The organism is Streptomyces sp. MA5143a (assembly GCF_900290235.1).
Classification (GTDB): Bacteria; Actinomycetota; Actinomycetes; order Streptomycetales; family Streptomycetaceae; genus Streptomyces.
Genome location: NZ_OLMK01000018.1, coordinates 46,643 through 66,822 on the forward strand (window position 1 = coordinate 46,643; position 20,180 = coordinate 66,822).

18 protein-coding genes are annotated in these 20,180 nt (G+C 71.7%); 8 read left to right on the plus strand and 10 right to left on the minus strand.

Going from position 1 to position 20,180, the window contains the following annotated elements; genetic code table 11:
• Positions 1 to 91: 91 nt before the first annotated feature.
• The 4 genes from yczE to SMA5143A_RS09200 all read left to right on the plus strand — a co-directional run bounded on the left by yczE (position 92) and on the right by SMA5143A_RS09200 (position 3,544).
• The gene (gene yczE, locus SMA5143A_RS09185) at positions 92 to 742 is read left to right on the plus strand and encodes a membrane protein YczE (RefSeq protein ID WP_107462405.1); all 651 of its coding nucleotides are present in this window, start codon (positions 92 to 94) and stop codon (positions 740 to 742) included.
• Positions 739 to 1,506, plus strand: a complete 768-nt coding sequence (locus tag SMA5143A_RS09190; RefSeq protein ID WP_107462406.1) for a glycerophosphodiester phosphodiesterase — start codon at positions 739 to 741, stop codon at positions 1,504 to 1,506. Before yczE ends, SMA5143A_RS09190 begins: the two co-directional genes overlap by 4 nt.
• Before the next feature lie 41 nt (positions 1,507 to 1,547).
• On the plus strand, positions 1,548 to 2,903 hold the full coding sequence (locus SMA5143A_RS09195; RefSeq protein WP_107462407.1) for an MFS transporter: 1,356 nt from the start codon (positions 1,548 to 1,550) through the stop codon (positions 2,901 to 2,903).
• Positions 2,904 to 3,169: 266 nt separating this feature from the next.
• Positions 3,170 to 3,544: an RNA polymerase-binding protein RbpA gene (locus SMA5143A_RS09200; protein ID WP_003977404.1), complete on the plus strand. Its 375-nt coding sequence runs from the start codon at positions 3,170 to 3,172 to the stop codon at positions 3,542 to 3,544.
• Between the two features lie 112 nt (positions 3,545 to 3,656).
• Here SMA5143A_RS09200 and fxsA read toward each other — a convergent pair whose 3' ends face one another.
• The 4 genes from fxsA to SMA5143A_RS09220 form a co-directional block, all read right to left on the minus strand.
• On the minus strand, positions 3,657 to 4,241 hold the full coding sequence (gene fxsA / locus SMA5143A_RS09205) for an FxsA family membrane protein (protein ID WP_107462408.1): 585 nt from the start codon (positions 4,239 to 4,241) through the stop codon (positions 3,657 to 3,659).
• A gap of 47 nt (positions 4,242 to 4,288) precedes the next feature.
• Complete coding sequence (locus tag SMA5143A_RS09210; protein ID WP_107462409.1) at positions 4,289 to 5,104, minus strand: polyprenol monophosphomannose synthase; 816 nt, start codon at positions 5,102 to 5,104, stop codon at positions 4,289 to 4,291.
• 604 nt (positions 5,105 to 5,708) lie between these two features.
• A complete protein-coding gene (locus tag SMA5143A_RS09215) occupies positions 5,709 to 7,313 on the minus strand; it encodes an amidohydrolase (RefSeq protein WP_107462410.1) in 1,605 nt (534 codons plus the stop codon).
• A 71-nt stretch (positions 7,314 to 7,384) separates the two neighbouring features.
• Positions 7,385 to 7,825, minus strand: a complete 441-nt coding sequence (locus SMA5143A_RS09220; protein WP_033532524.1) for an Lrp/AsnC family transcriptional regulator — start codon at positions 7,823 to 7,825, stop codon at positions 7,385 to 7,387.
• A gap of 268 nt (positions 7,826 to 8,093) precedes the next feature.
• Here SMA5143A_RS09220 and SMA5143A_RS09225 point away from each other — a divergent pair, with 268 nt between their 5' ends.
• On the plus strand, positions 8,094 to 8,519 hold the full coding sequence (locus tag SMA5143A_RS09225; RefSeq protein WP_107462411.1) for a hypothetical protein: 426 nt from the start codon (positions 8,094 to 8,096) through the stop codon (positions 8,517 to 8,519).
• 544 nt (positions 8,520 to 9,063) lie between these two features.
• Here SMA5143A_RS09225 and SMA5143A_RS09235 read toward each other — a convergent pair.
• A complete protein-coding gene (locus SMA5143A_RS09235) occupies positions 9,064 to 10,236 on the minus strand; it encodes an acyl-CoA dehydrogenase family protein (RefSeq protein WP_107462413.1) in 1,173 nt (390 codons plus the stop codon).
• 392 nt (positions 10,237 to 10,628) lie between these two features.
• Here SMA5143A_RS09235 and SMA5143A_RS09240 point away from each other — a divergent pair, with 392 nt between their 5' ends.
• Positions 10,629 to 11,873 carry a glycoside hydrolase family 18 protein gene (locus SMA5143A_RS09240; protein ID WP_107462414.1) on the plus strand — a complete coding sequence of 415 codons (1,245 nt, stop codon included), beginning with the start codon at positions 10,629 to 10,631 and terminating at the stop codon, positions 11,871 to 11,873.
• A 70-nt stretch (positions 11,874 to 11,943) separates the two neighbouring features.
• On the opposite strand, the gene SMA5143A_RS09245 is transcribed toward SMA5143A_RS09240, so the two are convergent.
• From SMA5143A_RS09245 to SMA5143A_RS09255, 3 genes are all read right to left on the minus strand, one after another.
• Entirely contained in the window at positions 11,944 to 12,603 is a 660-nt protein-coding gene (locus SMA5143A_RS09245; protein ID WP_107462415.1) for a TetR/AcrR family transcriptional regulator, read from the minus strand.
• A gap of 128 nt (positions 12,604 to 12,731) precedes the next feature.
• The gene (locus tag SMA5143A_RS09250) at positions 12,732 to 12,875 is read right to left on the minus strand and encodes an SCO1431 family membrane protein (protein ID WP_107462416.1); all 144 of its coding nucleotides are present in this window, start codon (positions 12,873 to 12,875) and stop codon (positions 12,732 to 12,734) included.
• A gap of 94 nt (positions 12,876 to 12,969) precedes the next feature.
• Positions 12,970 to 14,358 carry a peptidase C39 family protein gene (locus tag SMA5143A_RS09255; protein ID WP_107462417.1) on the minus strand — a complete coding sequence of 463 codons (1,389 nt, stop codon included), beginning with the start codon at positions 14,356 to 14,358 and terminating at the stop codon, positions 12,970 to 12,972.
• A 173-nt stretch (positions 14,359 to 14,531) separates the two neighbouring features.
• Between SMA5143A_RS09255 and SMA5143A_RS09260 the strand changes: the two genes are divergently transcribed.
• Positions 14,532 to 15,185, plus strand: a complete 654-nt coding sequence (locus tag SMA5143A_RS09260; protein ID WP_107462418.1) for a uridine kinase family protein — start codon at positions 14,532 to 14,534, stop codon at positions 15,183 to 15,185.
• Between the two features lie 436 nt (positions 15,186 to 15,621).
• On the plus strand, positions 15,622 to 17,487 hold the full coding sequence (locus SMA5143A_RS09265) for an AAA family ATPase (protein WP_107462419.1): 1,866 nt from the start codon (positions 15,622 to 15,624) through the stop codon (positions 17,485 to 17,487).
• Positions 17,488 to 17,633: 146 nt separating this feature from the next.
• Here the strand turns inward: SMA5143A_RS09265 and SMA5143A_RS09270 are convergent, their stop codons facing one another.
• On the minus strand, positions 17,634 to 18,722 hold the full coding sequence (locus SMA5143A_RS09270; protein WP_107462420.1) for a hemolysin family protein: 1,089 nt from the start codon (positions 18,720 to 18,722) through the stop codon (positions 17,634 to 17,636).
• Positions 18,719 to 20,062: a hemolysin family protein gene (locus tag SMA5143A_RS09275; RefSeq protein ID WP_107462421.1), complete on the minus strand. Its 1,344-nt coding sequence runs from the start codon at positions 20,060 to 20,062 to the stop codon at positions 18,719 to 18,721. The genes SMA5143A_RS09270 and SMA5143A_RS09275 overlap by 4 nt, the downstream gene beginning before the upstream one ends.
• Positions 20,063 to 20,180 lie beyond the last annotated feature (118 nt).

Genomic DNA, 20,180 nt, shown 5'->3' on the forward strand with positions numbered 1-20,180 from the left:
CACCTTCCCCGAATTGGCCATGGAGCACATCACTCCTCAAGCCACAGGGTGACATGCGACAGGCCACTACCACCAACAAGGGGGACATCTCGTGTCCGCACACGGGCATCTCACGCGGCGCCTGCTTCAGCTCTACGTCGGTCTCGCCCTCTACGGCGTGAGCTCGGCGCTCCTCGTCCGGTCGGGTCTCGGGCTGGAGCCTTGGAACGTGCTCCACCAGGGCCTCTCCGAACGGACCGGCCTGTCGATGGGGATCGTCCTCACCATCGTGGGTGCCTCGATCCTGCTCCTGTGGATCCCGCTGCGCCAGCGCCCCGGCCTCGGCACGGTCTCCAACGTCCTGGTGATCGGCGCCGCCATGGACGCGACGCTCGCCCTGACCCCGGACGCCCGCACCTGGGCGGCCCGTATCGCGCTGATGGTCGTCGGGATCGTCCTGAACGGCGCCGCGACCGGCCTCTACATCGCCGCCCGCTTCGGCCCGGGGCCCCGCGACGGCCTGATGACCGGCCTGAACCGGGTGACCGGCCTGTCGATCCGTCTCGTCCGCACGGGCATCGAGCTGACGGTGGTCGCGACCGGCTTCGTCCTCGGCGGCACGGTCGGCGTCGGCACCCTCCTGTACGCCGTCTCCATCGGCCCGCTCGCCCAACTGTTCCTGCGCGTGTTCGCCGTCCCCTCGGCGTCCGGCAGCACGGTCGTTGCCACCGGTCCATCGGAGCGGGCCATACTTCCCGGGTGACCGCCCTGATACGCCACCCCTATCTCGACCATCCGGGCCCGATCGCCTTCGCCCACCGGGGAGGGGCGGCGGACGGCCTGGAGAACACCACGGCCCAGTTCCGGCACGCGGTGGAGTCGGGCTACCGCTACCTCGAGACCGACGTGCACGCCACGCTCGACGGCAAGCTCGTCGCCTTCCACGACGCCACCCTGGACCGGGTGACCGACGGGGCGGGCCGGATAGCGGACCTGCCGTGGAAGGAGGTGGGGCACGCGCGCGTGGCCGGCGTCGAACCGGTCCCCCTGTTCGAGGAACTCCTGGAGACGTTCCCCGACGTCCGCTGGAACGTGGACGTCAAGGCGGAGTCGGCGCTCCACCCCCTGCTCAACCTGATCGCCCGCACCGGCACCTGGGACCGCGTCTGCGTCGGCTCCTTCTCCGAGCCGCGCGTGGCCCGGGCCCAGCGCCTGGCCGGCCCCCGCCTGGCCACCTCGTACGGCACCGGCGGCGTCCTCGGGCTGCGGCTGCGCTCATGGGGGATCCCCGCCCCGCTGCGCCGCTCGGCGATCGCCGCTCAGGTACCGGAGTCGCGGTCGGGCGTGCCGGTCGTCGACCACCGTTTCGTGCGGGCCGCCCACGCACGGGGGCTCCAGGTCCATGTGTGGACCGTGAACGAACCGCAACGTATGCACCGTCTCCTCGACCTCGGCGTCGATGGCATCATGACCGATCACATCGACACGCTGCGCAAGGTGCTCGAAGACCGGGGGACCTGGGTCTGAGGCCGTCGCGCGGCCCTTCCCGGGGAAGCGAGGGGGCACGGGTGGGCACCGACACCGTGCGGACGGACGAGGCCGACGAGGCCGCGGACCGGCGACGCGAACAGCGCGGCTGGTACTTCTACGACTGGGCCTGTTCCGTCTACTCGACCAGCGTCCTGACCGTGTTCCTCGGCCCCTATCTGACCGAGGTCGCCAAGTCCGCCGCCGACCCGGACGGTTACGTCCATCCGCTGGGCATCCCGGTCCGTGCCGGCTCGTTCTTCGCGTACTCGGTGTCCCTGTCGGTGATCGTCGCCGTGGTGATCATGCCCCTGGTGGGCGCCGCCGCCGACCGCACCGGCCGCAAGAAGCCCCTGCTGGGAGCGGCCGCCTATCTGGGCGCCACCGCGACGGCCGGCATGTTCTTCCTGGACGGCGACCGCTACCTCCTCGGCGGCGTGCTCCTCGTGGTCGCGAACGCGGCGCAGTCCGTCGCGATGATGCTCTACAACTCCTACCTCCCCCAGATCGCGGCGCCCGAGGAACGCGACGCCGTCTCCTCCCGGGGCTGGGCCTTCGGCTACGCGTCGGGCTCCCTGGTCCTCGTCGCGAACCTGATCCTCTTCACCTCGCACGACAGCTTCGGCCTCTCGGAGGGCATGGCCGTCCGTATCTGCCTGGCCTCGGCGGGCCTGTGGTGGGGCGCCTTCGCCCTGATCCCGCTGCGCCGGTTGCGGGACCGCCGCAAGCCGTCGGCGGACACCGGGGAGGCCACCGCGCCGGGGCTGCGCCAGTTGGCGGCGACCGTCCGGGACATGCGCCGCCACCCCCTGACGCTCGCCTTCCTCCTGGCGTACCTGATCTACAACGACGGCATCCAGACGGTGATCTCCCAGGCGTCGGTCTACGGCTCCGAGGAACTCGACCTCGGGCAGTCCACGCTGATCGTGGCGGTGCTGCTGGTGCAGGTGCTCGCGGTGTGCGGCGCCCTCGGCATGGGCCGGCTGGCCCGCCGCTACGGCGCCAAGCGGACGATCCTCGGCTCCCTGGTCGCCTGGACGCTGATCCTCTCCGCCGGCTACTTCCTCCCGGCGGGGGCACCGGTCTGGTTCTTCGTCCTGGCCTCCGGCATCGGTCTGGTCCTCGGCGGCAGCCAAGCCCTGTCCCGCTCCCTCTTCTCCCAGCTCGTCCCGCCCGGCAAGGAGGCCGAGTACTTCTCGGCGTACGAGATGAGCGACCGGGGGATGAGCTGGCTCGGCCCGCTGCTGTTCGGTCTCACCTACCAGCTGACCGGAAGTTATCGGGACGCGATCATCTCGCTGGTCCTCTTCTTCGTGCTCGGATTCGCCCTGCTCGCGAGGGTTCCGGTGCGCCGGGCGATCGGCGACGCCGGCAATCCCGTTCCCGAGAGGATTTAGCACAGGAAGCGAAAGGGCTGTAGTGTACGCGTTTGGCCTGCCAGGCGTACCGTTACTGCGCGTCAAAGATGCCGAAACGCTGGGTGACATCTGCTGTCAGATGTGACAAACCGGGCGCCGGTGGGTACAACAAGGGCGGCTACGACGGCGACGCATGACCCGGAACGGGACACGGAACGGGAATCTTTACCGCCGACCGGACGTTGACCGGATGACGACGACAGCGACACCTGTCCTGTGGGCGACAAGCCCGGGAGGCACGATTCATGAGTGAGCGAGCTCTTCGCGGCACGCGCCTCGTGGTGACCAGCTACGAGACGGACCGCGGCATCGACTTGGCTCCGCGCCAGGCCGTGGAGTACGCATGCGAGAAGGGGCACCGCTTCGAGATGCCCTTCTCGGTGGAGGCGGAGATCCCGCCGGAGTGGGAGTGCAAGGTCTGTGGGGCCCAGGCACTCCTCGTGGACGGCGACGGCCCCGAGGAGAAGAAGGCCAAGCCCGCGCGCACGCATTGGGACATGCTGATGGAGCGGCGCACCCGTGAGGAACTCGAAGAGGTCCTCGAGGAGCGCCTGGCCGTTCTCCGCTCCGGCGCGATGAACATCGCGGTCCATCCGCGAGACAGCCGCAAGTCCGCGTAGCCCCCGAGGGGGCTGGGCGGCAGACCCAGAGCGCACGAACACCGCGGGCGCCGTACATCACGTACGGCGCCCGCGGTCTTCGTGCTTTCCCTGAGCGGCTTCCCGCCGACCCTCAGTACCCCAGGGGCGGCCGCGCGTCCCTCGGCTCGTCGGCGCTGCCCGGCGCCGCGTCCCTGATGACCTCGCCCGGGACGACCTTGCCGTCGGGCCGGTGGATCCGGGCCCGGGTGTACGCGTCCCCGAGCCCCCCGGCTCCCGCCTCCCGCAGTTTCCGCTCGAAGGCGCGCTCCGTGTACCGCCCCAGGGCCTTCTGCACCGGCGGCACCAAGAGCACCAGCCCGACCACGTCCGAGACGACGCCCGGCAGCATCAGCAGCAGGCCGCCCAGCATCAGGAAGCTGTTGCCCTCGTTCCTGCCGGCCTCGACCCCCGACGCCGCGCCGCCGCCCTGCTGTTGCAGTGTCTCGGTCAGTGACCGGAACGCCCGCCGCCCGGCCCGCTTGACCACCGCGGACCCGGCGAGGAACCCGGCGACCAGCAGCACGATCACCGCGAGCCCACTCGCCGCGTCCGCGACGACCGTGAGCAGCCAGATCTCCAGCACCAGCCACGTGGCGATCCCCAGGGGCAGGAACGTGCGCAGCCGGGAGCGCCGAGGCCGGGCGGGGTACGTCGGGGTCGAAGCGCCAGTCGTCATGCCCCCAGTGTGCCTGCCGCCGTCTCAGGACGGGATAAGGGAAACGATCAGCTCTTCGTGTCCGGGGCCGCGCTCCTGCTGTCGCGGCCGAGGACCTTGCCGACCCGTTCGCCGACGCCCCAGGCGGTGACCCGCCACAGCGCCTCGACGAGGATGTCGCGGCTCATCTTGGAGTCGCCGAGTTCGCGCTCGACGAAGGTGATGGGCACCTCGACGACGTGGTATCCGGCCCTGATCGCCCGGCGGGCCAGGTCGACCTGGAAGCAGTAGCCCTGGGAGGCGACCTCGTCGAGGCCGAGCCCTTCGAGGGTCTCCCGACGGAACGCGCGGTAGCCGCCGGTCACGTCGCGGACGGGGACGTCGAGCAGGACCCGGGAGTAGAGGCTGCCGCCGCGGGAGATGAACTCGCGGGACTTGGGCCAGTTCACCACGCGCCCGCCCGGCACCCAGCGGGACCCGAGGACGAGGTCGGCGCCCTTGAGCGCGGTCAGCAGCCGGGGCAGTTCCTCGGGCTGGTGCGAGCCGTCCGCGTCCATCTCGATCAGGACGCCGTAGCCGTGCTCCATGCCCCAGCGGAAGCCCGCGAGGTACGCGGCGCCGAGTCCTTCCTTGCCCTTGCGGTGCAGCACCTGGACCTGGTCGTCCTCGGCGGCCAGTTCGTCGGCGAGCTTGCCGGTGCCGTCGGGGCTGTTGTCGTCGGCCACCAGGACGTGCGCCTCGGGAACAGCCTTGCGCACCCGGCCGACGATGGTCTTGATGTTCTCCGCCTCGTTGTAGGTCGGAATGATCACCAAGGCCGTGCCGAGCGGGCCGAAGCGCCTCTCCTGGCCTGCTGCCGCGAGGGTCCCGTCGCCGTCGTTCACTGCTGCCCCTTCAAGTCCGTACGCAGGGGTCCACCATAGTGGCCACGGCCTGCGCCGGAGTGTCGCCTCCTGTCCAGAGGGGTCTCGATTCGACAGGGGGTGTGCGGGAGCACGCCTCGCGGGGCGTGTACGCCGGGACAGCACGCGGGGCGACCGGCGCGGAACGGACCGGGGCCGGCCTTCCGCCGACCACGGCCGGGGGCCGTCCGCCGCGGCGGACGGGGGCCCGGTGCCCTTCGGGCCGACCTGGGGCCCGCTGGCTGCGGGTCGACCGAAAGCCGTTGTCTACTGAGCTGCCGGGCCCCACCCACCCGACCGGGCCGGAACGTTCCCTCGCCGAGCGCGAACCCTGGGCCTGGCTGCCAGCGGTGGTGCGCCGGTGAGGCGCACCACCCCTGACCCAGCGGCGCTTCGACGACCGCGCGAAAGCTCCTCGGCCGGACGTCCGGTGGTGGACCCGGCCGAACCTACCGGCCTCCCTCCGCCCGCTGTCAAATGCCGTCTGACCTGCGGGTTTTTCGTATGCGGCCTGGTGAGCGGGGAGGATGCGCAGGTCGCACCGCGGGCGGGGCGGGCCGGCGCCCTCCCCCGCCCGCCGAGGAGATCACTCGCCCGGCCGTACGAAGACCGTGCGTCCGGCCACGACGGTCCGCAGACAGACGGGCAGGTCGGTGCCGGGGCTGAGATCGGGCAGGCCGGGGGTGCCGGAACGGGGGTCGGTGGACCAGCGGGCGACCCGGTCGTCGGGGGCCTGGACGACCAGCTCACCGGTGCGCCAGACCGCGTAGTCGGCGGGGGCGCCCGGGACGAGGACGCCCGCGTCGTCCCGTCCGACGGCCCGCCAGCCACCCCGCGTGTGGGCCGTGAACGCCGCGCGCACGGACACACGGTGCTCCGGTGTGCGGTGGAAGGCCGCCGCACGGACCGTGCCCCACGGGTCCAGGGGGGTGACCGGGCTGTCGGAGCCGAAGGCGAGCGGCACCCCGGCCCGCAGCAGGGCCGCGAACGGATTGAGGGCACGGGCGCGCTCGGCGCCCAGCCGCTGGGCGTACATGCCCTCCTCGCCGCCCCACAGCGCGTCGAAGGCGGGCTGCACGGAGGCGGTGAGGCCGAGTTCGGCGAAGGCGGCGACCGCGTCCGGGGTGAGCATCTCCGCGTGCTCGACGCGGTGACGGGCTGCCCGCACGCGGGCCAGGCCGACCTTCTCCGCCGCCGCCCGGACTCCGTCGACCACGGAGGTCACGGCGGCGTCCCCGATGGCGTGGAAGCCCGCCTGGAGGCCCGCCTCGGTGCACGCGACCACATGGGCGGCGACGGCCCCGGCGTCGAGGTACGCGGTGCCGGTGTGCGGGGCGTCGGCGTACGGCTCGTGCAGGCACGCCGTGTGCGAGCCGAGGGCGCCGTCGACGAAGAGGTCGCCCGCGGCGCCGACGGCCCCGAGCGCCTGTGCCTTGGCGACGTCCCGCTCGGCCCAGTAGCCGACGACCCGGGGGCCCTGCTCCTCGGCGGCGAGCCGCAGCAGCCCCGTGAAGTCGTCCTCGGAGGAGATCTCCGGGCCCGCGCACTCATGGACCGAGCCGATACCGAGGGAAGCGGCGCGGGCGAGGGCCGCGCGCTGGGCCTCGGTGCGCTGGGCGGGGGTGATGGCGCCGAGGGCGGTGGCCCGTACGGCGTGGTGGGCGTCGCGGGTGAGCGGGCCGTCGTCGAAGCGGTCGGCGCCCGGGACGAGGTCGAGCAGGGCCGTGGTGGCGACCGCCGAGTGGACGTCGATACGGCTCAGGTACAGCGGGCGTCCGCCGGTGGCCTCGTCGAGTTCGGCGCGGGTCGGGGGGCGGCCGCCGGGCCAGCGGGCGGCGTCCCAGCCGTGGCCCAGCAGGACGCGGTCGGCCGGGCGGGCGGCGGCGAATTCCCGGACGAGAACGAGTGCGGCCTCCAGGGAGGGGGCGGCCGAGAGGTCGAGGCCGGTGAGCGCGAGACCAGTGGAGGTCGTGTGCACATGGGCGTCGGTGAACGCCGGGGTGACCAGGGCGCCTTCGAGGTCGATCACCTCGTCGACGCCCTCGGCGAAGGCGTCGGCGGCGCCCTCGGACCCGACCCAGGCGATCTGTCCGTGTTCGACGACCATCGCGGTGGCGAACGGGTCGGCGGGGCTGTGGACCTCTCCCCCGCGCAGCAACACGGTTTCCGACGAGGCGGTGCGTTCACTCATGGGGGACAGTCTCGCGCCTGCCGCCGAGGAGGCCGCATCTGGGCCCGGGCCGGCGGCCGCCGCCCCCGGGGTCAGATCCGGGGCGGCCTGGCCTCGTAGGGGGTGGACAGCACCACCGTCGTGCGGGTGGAGACGCCCGCGAGGGAGCGCAGCCTGGCCAGCAGCTCCTCCAGCTCGTGGGGGGTGGCGACGCGGACCTTCAGGATGTAGTTCTCGTCGCCGGCGACGCTGTGGCAGGCCTCGATCTCGGGCACGCCGGCGAGGCGTTCGGCGATGTCGTCGGGGGCGCTGGGGTCGAACGGTTTCACCGAGATGAACGCGGTCATGGGCAGCCCGACGGCCTCCGGGTCCACGACCGCGGCATAGCCCCGGATGACACCGCGCTGCTCGAGTCGGCGCACGCGCTGATGCACGGCCGACGTGGACAGGCCCGTGGCCTTGCCCAGGTCGGTGTAGCTCATCCGCCCGTCCGCGACGAGCAGCTGCACGATCTGTCGGTCCAGCTCCTCCATGGCGCAAGAACCTACAGGGCGGTTGATCTCCTCGGATACCTCAGCGGCGCAGGTCATGACCGGTTCGTGATGTGACCGGGGGCCCGCCGCGGGCCGTCGGGGCGATCGGGCCGGTGGGCGGGGCATCTGCGAGCGGCATGTGACGAAGGCCACAGTGCCCGAACAGGCTTCGTGATGATCTCGTGATTACCGCCAACACGGGACGGGAAGTGCTTGCTGTGGTCGAGGCCGCAGTGCCCGAACGGCCCAGCCCGAGGGGGAGAATCCCATGCAGAGTCTTAAGCGCCCTGGTCGTACCGCGCCCAAGCGCCTCCAGTCGGTCATCGAGCCCGAGCCGGAGGGCGTCGAACCGGACGACGAGTTCGACGCGTACGACACCTTCGAGATGTTCCGGGTCATCTGCCCGGACTGCGCTCAGCCCATCGCCCTGCTGTCCGACGAGGACGCCCTGCCGGAGCACGCGCAGGTCGTGTCGCCGTGGAACCCGTTCGGGCTCACGGTCTGTGCGGGTACGGGCCGCGCGGCCACCGACGCCCGGTCCGCGGACGAGTCGGTGGAGCCGCAGGAGCAGGACACCGCCCTCCTGTTGACGCTCCCGCAGGGGCTCGACTGGCGGACGCAGCCTTTCTCGCACGTCGGCGGCCCGGGTTCGCGCCCGATGCGTGTGCCGATGACGCGCCGCCAGGCCGCCTGATCCACGGGCCGTTCGGCACTCCGTGTCCGCGGCCTCCCCGCCGTCGTGACCGCTCCTGAGACCTTCTGTCGTGGTCGCCCGCGCCATGGCGTCCTCCAGGCCGCCCTGGTGCGGGTCCGGTGCGTCCGGCGCACGGGCGTGCGCACGCCACGCCGACCGGGCGGTCGCGAACGCAGGCCCGATTCACCTGAGCGGTGACCGCCGCGGCGGTCACCGCGTTGACCCGGTATGACCCCTACGTACCCGGTGGCCGGACGTCGCCACCACATCTTCGTCCCGGCCCCGGCAGAATCGGTTTCCCAGGGGGCGGCCTCCTCACAGGATCCGCCCATCTACCGGGCCCTGATGCGGACATGGGCGGACGGGGGCCGCACCCTGCCGGGGCGTCATGACCCGGAGTGGGCGCGGCTGACGGCGCCCCCGAGCAGCCTCGGTCAGTTCGGCGCCGCCGGGGACCCGTTCGCCACGAGCAGCTCGTTCGGCAGCTCGGCGCTCGGGTTCCACGGGCCCTTCGCCGGCTCCCCCGTCGACTTCGTCAATTCGTTCAGCGTGACTCGGGACCCGCGAGGTGGCGGGCGATGACCATCCGCTGGATCTGATTGGTGCCCTCGACGATCTGCAGCACCTTGGCCTCGCGCATATAGCGCTCGGCCGGGAAGTCGGCCGTGTAGCCGTATCCGCCGAGGATCTGCACGGCGTCCGTGGTCACCTGCATCGCGCTGTCGGTGCACAGCAGCTTCGCCATGGCCGCCTGCTTGGAGAACGGCCGGCCCGCGTCCCGCAGCCGGGCGGCGGAGAGATACAGCGCGCGGCCCGCCTCTATCCGGGTCGCCATGTCGGCGAGCATGAAGCGCAGCCCCTGGAAGTCCGCGATCGGGCGCCCGAACTGCCGGCGGGACGTCGCGTAGGCGACCGCCTCGTCCAGTGCGGCCTGGGCCACGCCGATCGCGCACGCCGCGATGCCGAGCCGCCCGGAGTCCAGCGCGGACAGGGCGATCGCGAAACCCTGGCCCTCCTCGCCGAGGCGCCTGCCGTCGGGGACGCGCACCCCGTCGAAGTGGACCTGCGCGGTGGGCGAGCCCTTCATACCCATCTTCTTCTCGGGTGCCGCCCCGCTCAGCCCCTCGGCGTCGCCGGGCACCAGGAAGGCCGTGATACCGCGTGAGCCCTCGCCGCCGGTACGGGCCATGACCGTGTAGAAGTCGGCGATCCCGCCGTGCGTGATCCATGCCTTTGTGCCGGTGATCACCCAGTCGTCGCCGTCCCGCACCGCCTTGGTCCGCAAGGACGCGGCGTCCGAACCCGACGAGGGCTCGGAGAGGCAGTAGGCGCCGAGCAGGCCACCGCCGAGCATCGCCGGGAGGTGCTCGACCTGCTGCTCCTTGGTGCCGTAGGTGGCGAGGGCGTGGCAGGCGAGGGAGTGGACGCTCACACCGAGACCGACGGTGAGACGGGCCGCGGCGAGCTCCTCCAGGACCTGCAGATAGACCTCGTACGGCTGGTCGCCACCGCCGTACTCGGATCCGTACGGCAGGCCGAGCAGTCCCGACTCCGAGAGCAGGCCGAAGAGTTCGCGCGGGAAGCGACCGGCGTCCTCCTCCTCGGCCGCGTACGGGGCGATCTCCCGCTGCGCGATCTCACGGACGAGCGAGATCAGATCCCGGGCCTCTTCCGTGGGCAGTTGACGGTCCACCGGCTGCGGGGCGCGGTCGGGCATGGCGACGCTCTCCTCCCTGTCGGGCACTGCGGCGGCGCACACCAGGGATGGGGTGGCCCCGCCGGGTCTTACGGGCCGCGGCCGATGCTGCCCCCTCCGGATCTCGGAAGTGTGCTGGTCAGCGGCTGTGGCGCTTGGAGTATGCCCGATCGGCGGCATCGAGTCACCAGTTAACGACCGCTAATTAGAAGAAAGGTCGGGCGGCGAGCCGCCGAAGTCAATTGGTCCAAACCATTGACCGAATGGTCTAGTCCTCCTACTGTTCCGGCAACGCGCCATCGCGTCCATGCCAAGCGGCGGCCCCGCAGCCGCGCGAGGCGACACCCCGGCGCGCCACCAGCAGGTCGGCTTTCCTCCCCCGCTCACTCCCCGCCCCCTCACGAGGAGACCCCATGCCCCGACCGTCCCACCCCCGCGCCCGCTCCCGGGCACTGCTCTCCACCGCGTGCTGCGCCGCCCTCGGCGCGGGACTCCTGGCCGGCGCGGGCCCCGCGTCCGCCGGCGAGACGGCGGCCGGTGCGGCCGCACGGCAGGCGGCCCCCGGCTCCAAGGTCGTCGGCTACTTCATCGACTGGGGCATATACGGCCGCCAGTACTACGTCAAGAACATCGAGACGTCCGGTTCGGCGGACCGGCTCACCCACATCAACTACGCCTTCGGCAACGTCGTCGACGGCAGGTGCGCGCTCGGCGACCCCTGGGCGGACGCCGACAGGCCGTTCACCGCGGAGGAGTCCGTGGACGGCGTCGCCGACACCGACGGCCAGCCGTTGAGCGGCAGTTTCAACCAGCTCCGCAAGCTCAAGAAGCTGCACCCGAAGCTCAAGATCGTATGGTCGTTCGGCGGCTGGACCTGGTCCGGCGGCTTCGGCGAGGCGGCGAAGAACCCCGAGGCCTTCGCGAACTCCTGCTACGACCTCGTCGAGAACTCCCGCTGGAAGGACGTCTTCGACGGCATCGACATCGACTGGGAGTACCCCAACGCCTGCGGTCTCACCTGCGACACCAGCGGCAGGGAGTCCTTCGAGGAGCTGATGGCGGCCCTGCGCACACGATTCGGCAAGAAGGAGCTGGTCACCGCCGCGATCACGGCCGACGCCTCGAAGGGCGGCAGGATCGACGCGGCCGACTACGCGGGCGCCGCGAAGTACGTCGACTGGTACAACCCGATGACGTACGACTACTTCGGCGCCTGGGACGCGACCACCGCCCCGCACTCGCCGCTGTATCCGTACCCCGGCATCGCGAACCCGGTCTTCAACACCGCGTCGACCATCGCGAAGCTCAAGAGCCTCGGCATCCCGTCCTCCAAGCTGCTGCTCGGCCTCGGCTTCTACGGGCGGGGCTGGACGGGGGTCACCGCGTCGGCGCCCGGCGGCACCGCCACCGGCCCCGCCCCGGGCACGTACGAGGCCGGCTACGAGGACTACAAGGTGCTCAAGACCAGGTGCCCGGCGAACGGCAGGGTGGGCGGCACCGCCTACGCGAGGTGCGGAAACGAGTGGTGGAGCTACGACACCCCGGCGACGGTCAAGGGGAAGATGAAGTACAGGAAGGCGCAGGGCCTCGGCGGCACCTTCTTCTGGGAGCTCAGCGGTGACACCCCGGACGGCGAGCTGATCAAGGCGATCAACTGACACCGAGGCACCGCACGCGGGGCGGAGGGCCGACGGCGGGTCTCCGCCCCGTCCTCGATGGTCCGGCCGGTCAGCCGTCGCGGCGGGCCGGTGCCGGGGCGGCGTACGACGGGTCGATCTCCTCGATGGCGCGCAGCGCCCCGCCCAGCATCTTGACCAGCAGCTCGCGCATCGTGTCGCGGTCCAGCCCCGGGCGGTCGATCCAGTCGAGGGTGGCGCCCTCGACCCCGCAGACCCAGCCGAACAGTCCCATGCGGACCACCGGGGCTATGTCGCTCCTGCCGTAGGCACCCTCGGCGATGGTGGTGACGATGGCCTCGCGAACGCCGTCCCGGATGGCGTGCACCTGGGTGTCGAAGCCGACGCCTCCGCTGACGATGGTGCGGTAGGCGGCCTGGTTGTCCTGGGCGTAGCGCAGATAGCAGTCGATGGTGCGCTGCACCCGCTCCACCGGGGGCAGACGGAGGCCACCGGCCGCATGCGTGATCAGGTCGGCCACCGAGTCCTCGACGATCGCGAGGTAGTAGCCGCGCTTGGACTTGAAGTAGTAGTAGATCAGTCCCTTGGCCACATGCGCCTGCTTCGCGATGTCGTCCATCGACAGCGTGTCGTAGGACGTGTCCGCGAACAACCTGCGCCCGATGGAGATGAGTTCGGCGCGGCGCGCTAGGGATCGGTCGGTGCCCCGGGCCCGCGGACGTTCGATCCCACGCTGTTGACTGCTATTCAATTTCGGTCCTGGTCTCCAACTGCCAGCGGGACAACCCGCAGTATGGCAGACCCGCACCACCAGCTTGTTCGACTCTGATCGACAGGATCGGACGGTGGATCAGGCCTCGGGATCGGCAGGGGGGCGGGTCACAGCAGACCCAGCTGAACCACCAGCATCGCGACGACCACGACGAGGGTCCAGCCCATGAGGTGTTCGACGATCTCGGGGCCGTCGTCCTCGGGGCCGCCCGTGCGGGTGCGGACGTCGGCGGTGGCAGAGGTCGCGGTCATGGCAGCTCGCTGGTGTGATCGACGTGCGGTGGACTTCCCCCCTACCGTGCGTCCACCTTGCCACCGGTCGGGGCGGTCACGGCCGAGACCTTGGTCACACACGCACCCCGACCGCGGTGAGCGCCGCGCGCTGGCGGGCGGTGGGGCGCGCCGGGAAGTAGAGGTAGCAGACGCCGCCGGTGCCGGAGACGACCTTGCCCGAGGCGTTGTACCGCTTGGTCCGCAGCCAGATGTTCTCCCATTCGCGTCGCAGGTAGACGCGGCGCACCGCCTCGTTGGTCGCGGAGTTCGGGTCGTTGGCGATGACATCCCCGTCGGCGGTGAAGCCGATGACCGTCATCAGGTGGCCGGGCGTGCCGTAGCCCGCGCCCGTCAGCTCCGCGGCGAGGAACGACTGGGAGGTGATCACCGGGATGCCCGCCGCGATCAGCTTCTCCAGGTCGGTGAGCGAGCCCAGCCGGGTCACCACGCCCTGGAGGTCCCGGTAGCCGGCGGCGTAGGCGGCGTTGAAGGGCCAGTTCCCGCAGCCCTCGTACGCGTAGTCGTAGGTGAACCGGGCGGCGTGGCACACCTGCGGGTCCGCGAACTCCGGATTGACCCAGGCCAGGTCCTCGGTGCTGGGCCTCCGTCCCCAGTACTCGATGATCATCTGGGAGGAGGTGGGGCTGCACCAGGCCTCGCCGCCGTTGTCGTACTCCGGGTACTGGCCCTTGTGGGTCTCCTGGGAGTAGCGCGGGACGTCCAGCTCGCGTGCGAGGCGGGGGGTGGAGGCCGGGACGGTGAAGCGGTCGGGGACGTCGGAGCCCATCGCGCCGGCCCGCCAGACCGTGGGGGTAAGGCGGGTGCCGGGGGTGCGGTGGAGCGTCAGCCGCAGCCGGTACGAGGCCAGGCGCAGCCCCGTGGCCGGGTCGTCGATCGCGAAGGTGTCCGTCCAGACGCTGCTCCGGCCGTCCTTCTGCCCGTCGAGGGAGGTCCGCCGGATGTCCTTGTCGCCCGACGCCCACCGGCCCATCACGTACCAGGGGGTGTCGGTGCCGTCGGAGTAGGTGCCCCGCAGTTCGATCTGGATCCAGGTGCCGTCCGGGGTGCGGGCGTTCCAGGAGGGGATGACCTCCGTTGCGGGCACGGCGAGCCGGTGCGCGGGCGACGTCCAGGTCGCGTACTCCCAGGTGGCCGTGCGGCCGGTGTGCGGGTCGGTGTAGTCGGTGGTGCCGGCCGCGGAGCCGATCACCAGCCCCGGCCGCTTCCCGGCCCGCGCCCGGGTGCCCTGGGAGGTGCCGCCGCACCAGTCGGTGTACGACGTCCAGCCGTGGTGGTCGACGAGGCGCTCCGGTGCGCGCGCCGGGCGCGCGGGCGCCTCGGTCCGGACCGGTGGCGCGGCTGCGGCGGTGGCCGGAACCGCGGCTGAGCCGGCCGCCGCGGCGGCGGTGGCGACGGCTGCGGTCAGGACGGTCCTGCGGGACGGCTCGGAAAGTCTCGACATGGGCGGGTGACCCCCAGTGGTCCGGGAAAGACAGTTCAGACGCACGACTGTTCGCCAACTATGGACGCCGGACGCGGACTTCTGCCAGCATCTCGGGCCTCGCCACGCCCTCCAATATTGGTCGATACCACTGGCGCGTTCCGGTGCCGCCCCTCCCGGTGTTCAATCGCCCCATGCGTATCTCCCCCGCCTCCGAGGACCCCGCCGTCAGCGATCTGGCAGACCGGCTGCGGCTGCTGCCGCCCTCCTGCGGGCCGGTCCGGCTCATCGGCGTCGACGGGCACGCGGGCTCCGGGAAGACCACGTTCGCCGGGCGTCTGGCCCATGCGCTCGGAGACGCCCCCGTGCTCCATCTGGACGACATCGCCACCCACGAGGAACTGTTCGCGTGGACCGAGCGGCTGCTGGTCCAGGTGGTCGAACCACTGCGGCTCGGCGGGACCGCGCGCTACGCCCCCTACGACTGGCGGGAGCGGACCTTCGGTCCCCGCGTCGCCCTGCCGCCGGAACCCGTGATCGTCGTCGAGGGGGTCGGTGCGGGACGTCGGGCGTTGCGGCCGTATCTGGCGGGGCTGGTGTGGATGGAGCTGCCGGACGAGGAGGCCTGGGCGCGGGGGCGGGCACGGGACGGGGCGGAACAGAGTGAGTTCTGGGCCGGATGGGTCCGGGCGGAACGCCGGCACTTCGCCGAGGACCCCTCCCGGCCCTTCGCCGACCTGCTGATTCGTGGGGGAAAGGCGGGGTACGAGGTGCTGGCGGGACCTGGTGTGACTCCCCCTTCGAGGCCCGGCCTCACTCAGGGTGACGACCCATCGGCAATGTGCTGAACTTGTGAAGAGCAGCGCCGGAGAACTTCTCCGAGTGCCTCAACTCGGCTTGACCGAGGGCCCGTACAGGTCTTACGTTCTGAATGTGCGGCCCTTGGGAGCCGCCCTCCTACGCGAAGCCCCCGATTGTTCCCCCGTGATCGGGGGCTTCGTTTTGCCCTCGACCGGTCTCGGGGGCCCTCTGCCCCGCACGATTCCTTCACCCTCGGTCACCGTGCGCGATGCGCCCCGTCTGCTCCCACCTCGCGATTCGAGCCCTGCGGCACCCTTCGAAGGGCGCCCGACCCGCAGGTACGATGCCCTGGGTGCGACCTTCGGACGGTTGCGGCAACGTGACCCAAGCAACTCCCGTCCGCGGCACAGCGGTTCGAGAAGGCTGCCGACGGGCACCGGCCCGTTCGGTTTCCACACGGGGGCACGGTTTGTGGGGGACGTGATGGACTTCGGCTCTCGGGGCCCCGAGGCTCCGGCCGACCTCGCCTGGCTGCGAGGCGTGGACGCCTACACCATGGGCGCGTATCCGCAGGCGGAGGAGGAGTTCCGCGCGGCGGTGCGGATGGATCCGGGCATGGCCGACGGCTGGCTCGGGCTGCACGCGCTGCGGGTGGACACGACGACCGCCCTGCTGCGGATGTTCCGGCACCGGGAGCGCTTCGGTGAGCAGCGGGCCCGCCATCGGCGCCCCCTCAATTCCTGGTACTGGCTCGGCTGGTGGGTCCAGCCGGTCCTGGAGACCCCGCGCGACCTGCTCCTCGCCCATGCCTCGCACTGGCTGGACGGGCGCCACGTCCCCGAGCTGGACCGGGCGCTCGCGGGGCTGCCGCCGGTGGACGCCGACCCCCAGGTGCGCTTCCTGCACGCCTGCCGCGCCTACCTCGTCAAGGACTGGGAGCAGCTCGTCCGGCACACCGATCCCCTTCTCGACGATCCCCTGCTCGGAATCGAGGCCGGCCTCTTCGGCGGCATGGCCCGGGTACGGCTGGAGACGTACGGGCAGGCCGAGCCGCTGCTGTCCGCGGCGCTGATGCGCTGCCGCAGCGAGCAGCCGCAGCGCAAGGAACTGCGGTACTGGCTGGCCCGGGCGCACGAGGGGACCGGGCGCAGCGCCGCCGCGCTACCGCTGTACCGGGCCGTGCACCGGGTCGACCCGGCCTTCATGGACACCTCCGCGCGGCTCGCGGCCATCGACGAGGGCGACGGGTACGACGACGCGGCCGACCTCGCGGCGATCGCGCTCGCCGGGATCGGGCAGGACGCGCTCGACGGGGGCGACGGTCTCGACCCGCTCTTCGACGCCGACGGCCGGGACCTGAAGCTCTCCGATCCGGACCCCGTGCCGCCGGGCGGGCTGCCGCCGGAGGCGGGCGACACCTTCGTACGGCAGAAGTCCGCGGTGCGGGTCGATCCGCTGCCGGCCGGGCCGACCGACCCCGAGCTGCTGGAGGAGGCCCTCGCCGAGCTGGAGCGGATGGTCGGCCTGGAACCGGTCAAGCGGCAGGTCAAGGCGTTGTCCGCGCAGCTGAACATGGCGCGGCTGCGGGCCGGGCAGGGACTGCCCGTGCAGCCCCCCAAACGGCACTTCGTCTTCTCCGGGCCGTCCGGGACGGGGAAGACGACCGTCGCCCGAATACTGGGCCGGGTCTTCTACGCGCTCGGGCTGCTGGGCGGCGACCACCTGGTGGAGGCCCAGCGGGCGGATCTCGTCGGCGAGTACCTCGGCCAGACTGCCGTGAAGGCCAACGAGCTGATCGACTCGGCGATCGGCGGGGTGCTGTTCGTGGACGAGGCGTACTCCCTGTCCAACTCCGGGTACGGCAAGGGGGACGCGTACGGCGACGAGGCGCTTCAGGTGCTGCTGAAGCGGGCCGAGGACAACCGGGACCATCTCGTGGTGATCCTCGCGGGGTACCCGGAGGGGATGGACCGGCTGCTCGCCGCGAACCCCGGACTGTCGTCGCGGTTCACGACGCGGGTGGACTTCCCGTCCTACCGGCCGCTGGAGCTCACCTCGATCGGTGAGGTCCTCGCGGCGGAGAACGGGGACGTGTGGGACGAGGAGGCGCTGGAGGAGCTGCGCTCCATCGCCGGTCATGTCGTCGAGCAGGGGTGGATCGACGAACTGGGCAACGGGCGGTTCCTGAGGACGCTGTACGAGAAGAGCTGCGCGTACCGGGATCTGCGGCTGTCGGGGTATCCGAGCGTGCCGACGCGGGACGACCTGTCGACGTTGCGGTTGCCGGATCTCATGCAGGCGTACGGGGAGGTCCTGTCGGGGCGGGGGCCGCAGGATCCGTCGGCGTAGTGAGGGGGCGCCTTGTAGCTCGGGGGTGCGCGTCGGTTCGGCGGGTGCGGGTGGTTCGTGGTTGCTCGCGCAGTTCCCCGCGCCCCTGAAGGGAACGGGCCTACGGCCCGCCCCCACCCACCCGCACCCGAATTCGCGCCCTGCCCTCAGCTCGCCAGCACGTTCTCCGGGGATCCCGTCGTCCTCGGTTCTGCCAGGCGTACCGGCGGAGCCTGACGGTGGGCCGGGTCGCGGACCTCGCCCACGAGGAGTTCCAGGACGTCCTCCAGGGCGACCAGGCCGAGGACCTTGCCGGACGCGTCGACGACCTGCGCGAGGTGCGTGGCGGCGCGGCGCATGACCGTGAGCGCGTCGTCGAGCGGGAGTTCCGAGCGGAGGGTGGTCATGGGGCGCCACACCTGCTGGGGGACGGCCCGGTCGGAGTCCTCCACGTCGAGGACGTCCTTGACGTGGAGGTAGCGGCCCATGAACGCGCCGGTCTCCGCGACCACCGGGAAGCGGGAGTAGCCGGTGCGGGCGGTCAGGGCCACCACCTGGGCGGGGGTGACCGAGGGGCCCACCGTCACCAGCGAGTCGCGCTTGAGCAGGACGTCCGTGACCGGGCGGGAGCCCAGCTCCAGCGCGTCCTCCAGGCGTTCCTGTTCCTCGGGGTCCAGCAGTCCCGCCTGGCCCGAGTCCTCGACCAGCCGGCCGAGCTGGACGCTGGTGAAGACCGCCTCCACCTCGTCCTTCGGCTCGACGCGGAAGATCTTCAGGATGACCCGGGCGCAGGCGCCGAGGCCCACCGTGACCGGTCCGCAGACACGCGCGAAGGCGACGAGGCCGGGGCTCAGCCACAGCGCCGTCTTCTCGGGCGCCGCCATCGCCAGGTTCTTCGGCAGCATCTCGCCGATGACGAGGTGCAGGAAGACCACCACGGCCAGCGCGATGACGTACCCCAGGGGGTGGATCATCCCGTGCGGCAGATGGATCGCCTCGAACGCCGGTTCAAGCAGCTTCGCCACGGTCGGCTCCGCGACCGCGCCGAGCGTCAGGGAGCAGATCGTGATGCCGAACTGGGCCGCCGCCATCATCCGCGGCAGGTTCTCCAGGCCGTGGAGGACCTGCCGGGCCCGGGCCGTGCCGAGCGGTTCGATCTGGCTGCGGCGGACCGAGACCAGGGCGAACTCGGCGCCGACGAAGAAGCCGTTGGCGAGCACGAGGAGCAGGGCGAACAGGAGTTGGAGCGCGCTCATCGGGCCGCCTCCGCCAGGGTGAGGGGTTCGGGGGCGGGTGCCGTGCGCACGAGGCGTACCCGCTCGGCGCGGTAGTGCCCGACCTGGCGCACCGCCAGCCGCCAGCCGGGCAGCTCCGCCTTGTCGCCCGGCGCCGGGATCCGGCCGAGCAGGTCGGCGACGAGGCCCGCGACCGTCTCGTAGGGGCCCTCGGGCACATCGAGGCCTATGCGCTGGAGCACGTCGACCCGGCAGCTGCCGTCGACGTCCCAGGCGGGGCGGCCGTCCTCGGGCGGGGCGACGGCCAGTTCGGGCAGGTCCTGCCCGTCGTGCTCGTCGCGGACCTCGCCGACCAGTTCCTCGACGATGTCCTCCAGGGTCACCACGCCGGCCGTGCCGCCGTACTCGTCGACGACGACGGCGATGGGCTGTTCGCTGCGCAGCCGGGCCAGGAGCGGCTGCACGGGCAGCGACTCCGGCACGAGCAGCGGGGCCTTGGCGATATGGCCGACCGGGGTGTGCAGCCGATCCCGGGCCGGGATCGCGAGGGCGTCCTTGAGGTGGACCATGCCGACGATCTCGTCGATCCGCTCCCGGTAGACGGGGAAGCGGGACAGGCCGGTGGCGCGGGTCAGGTTGACCACGTCCTCGGCGGTGGCCGAGGACTGAAGGGCGCTGACCTTCACGCGGGGCGTCATCACGTTCTCCGCGGTCAGCTCGCCGAGGGACAGGGTGCGGACGAAGAGGTCGGCCGTGTCCTGTTCCAGGGCGCCGGCCTGCGCGGAGTGACGGGCCAGGGAGACCAGTTCGTCGGGGGTGCGGGCGGAGGCCAGTTCCTCGGCGGGCTCGACGCCGAGCGCGCGGACCAGCCGGTTCGCGACGGCGTTGAGGCCCGCGATGACCGGGCGGAACAGGCGGGAGAAGACGTACTGGGGGCCCGCGACGAAGCGGGCGACCTGCATCGGCCGCGACACCGCCCAGTTCTTCGGGACCAGTTCACCGATCACCATCTGCACGGCGGACGCCAGCAGCATGCCGACGACGACGGAGACCCCGGAGACCGCGCCTTCGGGTATGCCGATCGCGGTGAACGGGCCGTGGAGCAGCTCCGCGAGCGCCGGTTCGGCGAGCATGCCGACGACGAGGGAGGTGATGGTGATGCCGAGCTGGGTGCCGGAGAGCTGGAAGGACAGCTCCTTGAGGGCGCCCACCACCTTGTGGGCCCGGCGGTCGCCCTCGGCAGCGGCCTTCTCGGCGTCCGGTCGCTCGACCGTGACGAGGCCGAACTCGGCGGCCACGAAGAAACCGTTGGCGAGGATCAGGAGGAACGCGGCTGCGAGCAGCAGCACAGGGATGGTCATGCCGCCGCCTCGATATGTCGGGAGGGGGCGGCGCAGGTACTACAGGACGATCCGTCCATCGCTGGAAGGAGTCACTCCTCGAAGTAGCAGGGGGCCACTGGCGTACCCGGTGGCACAA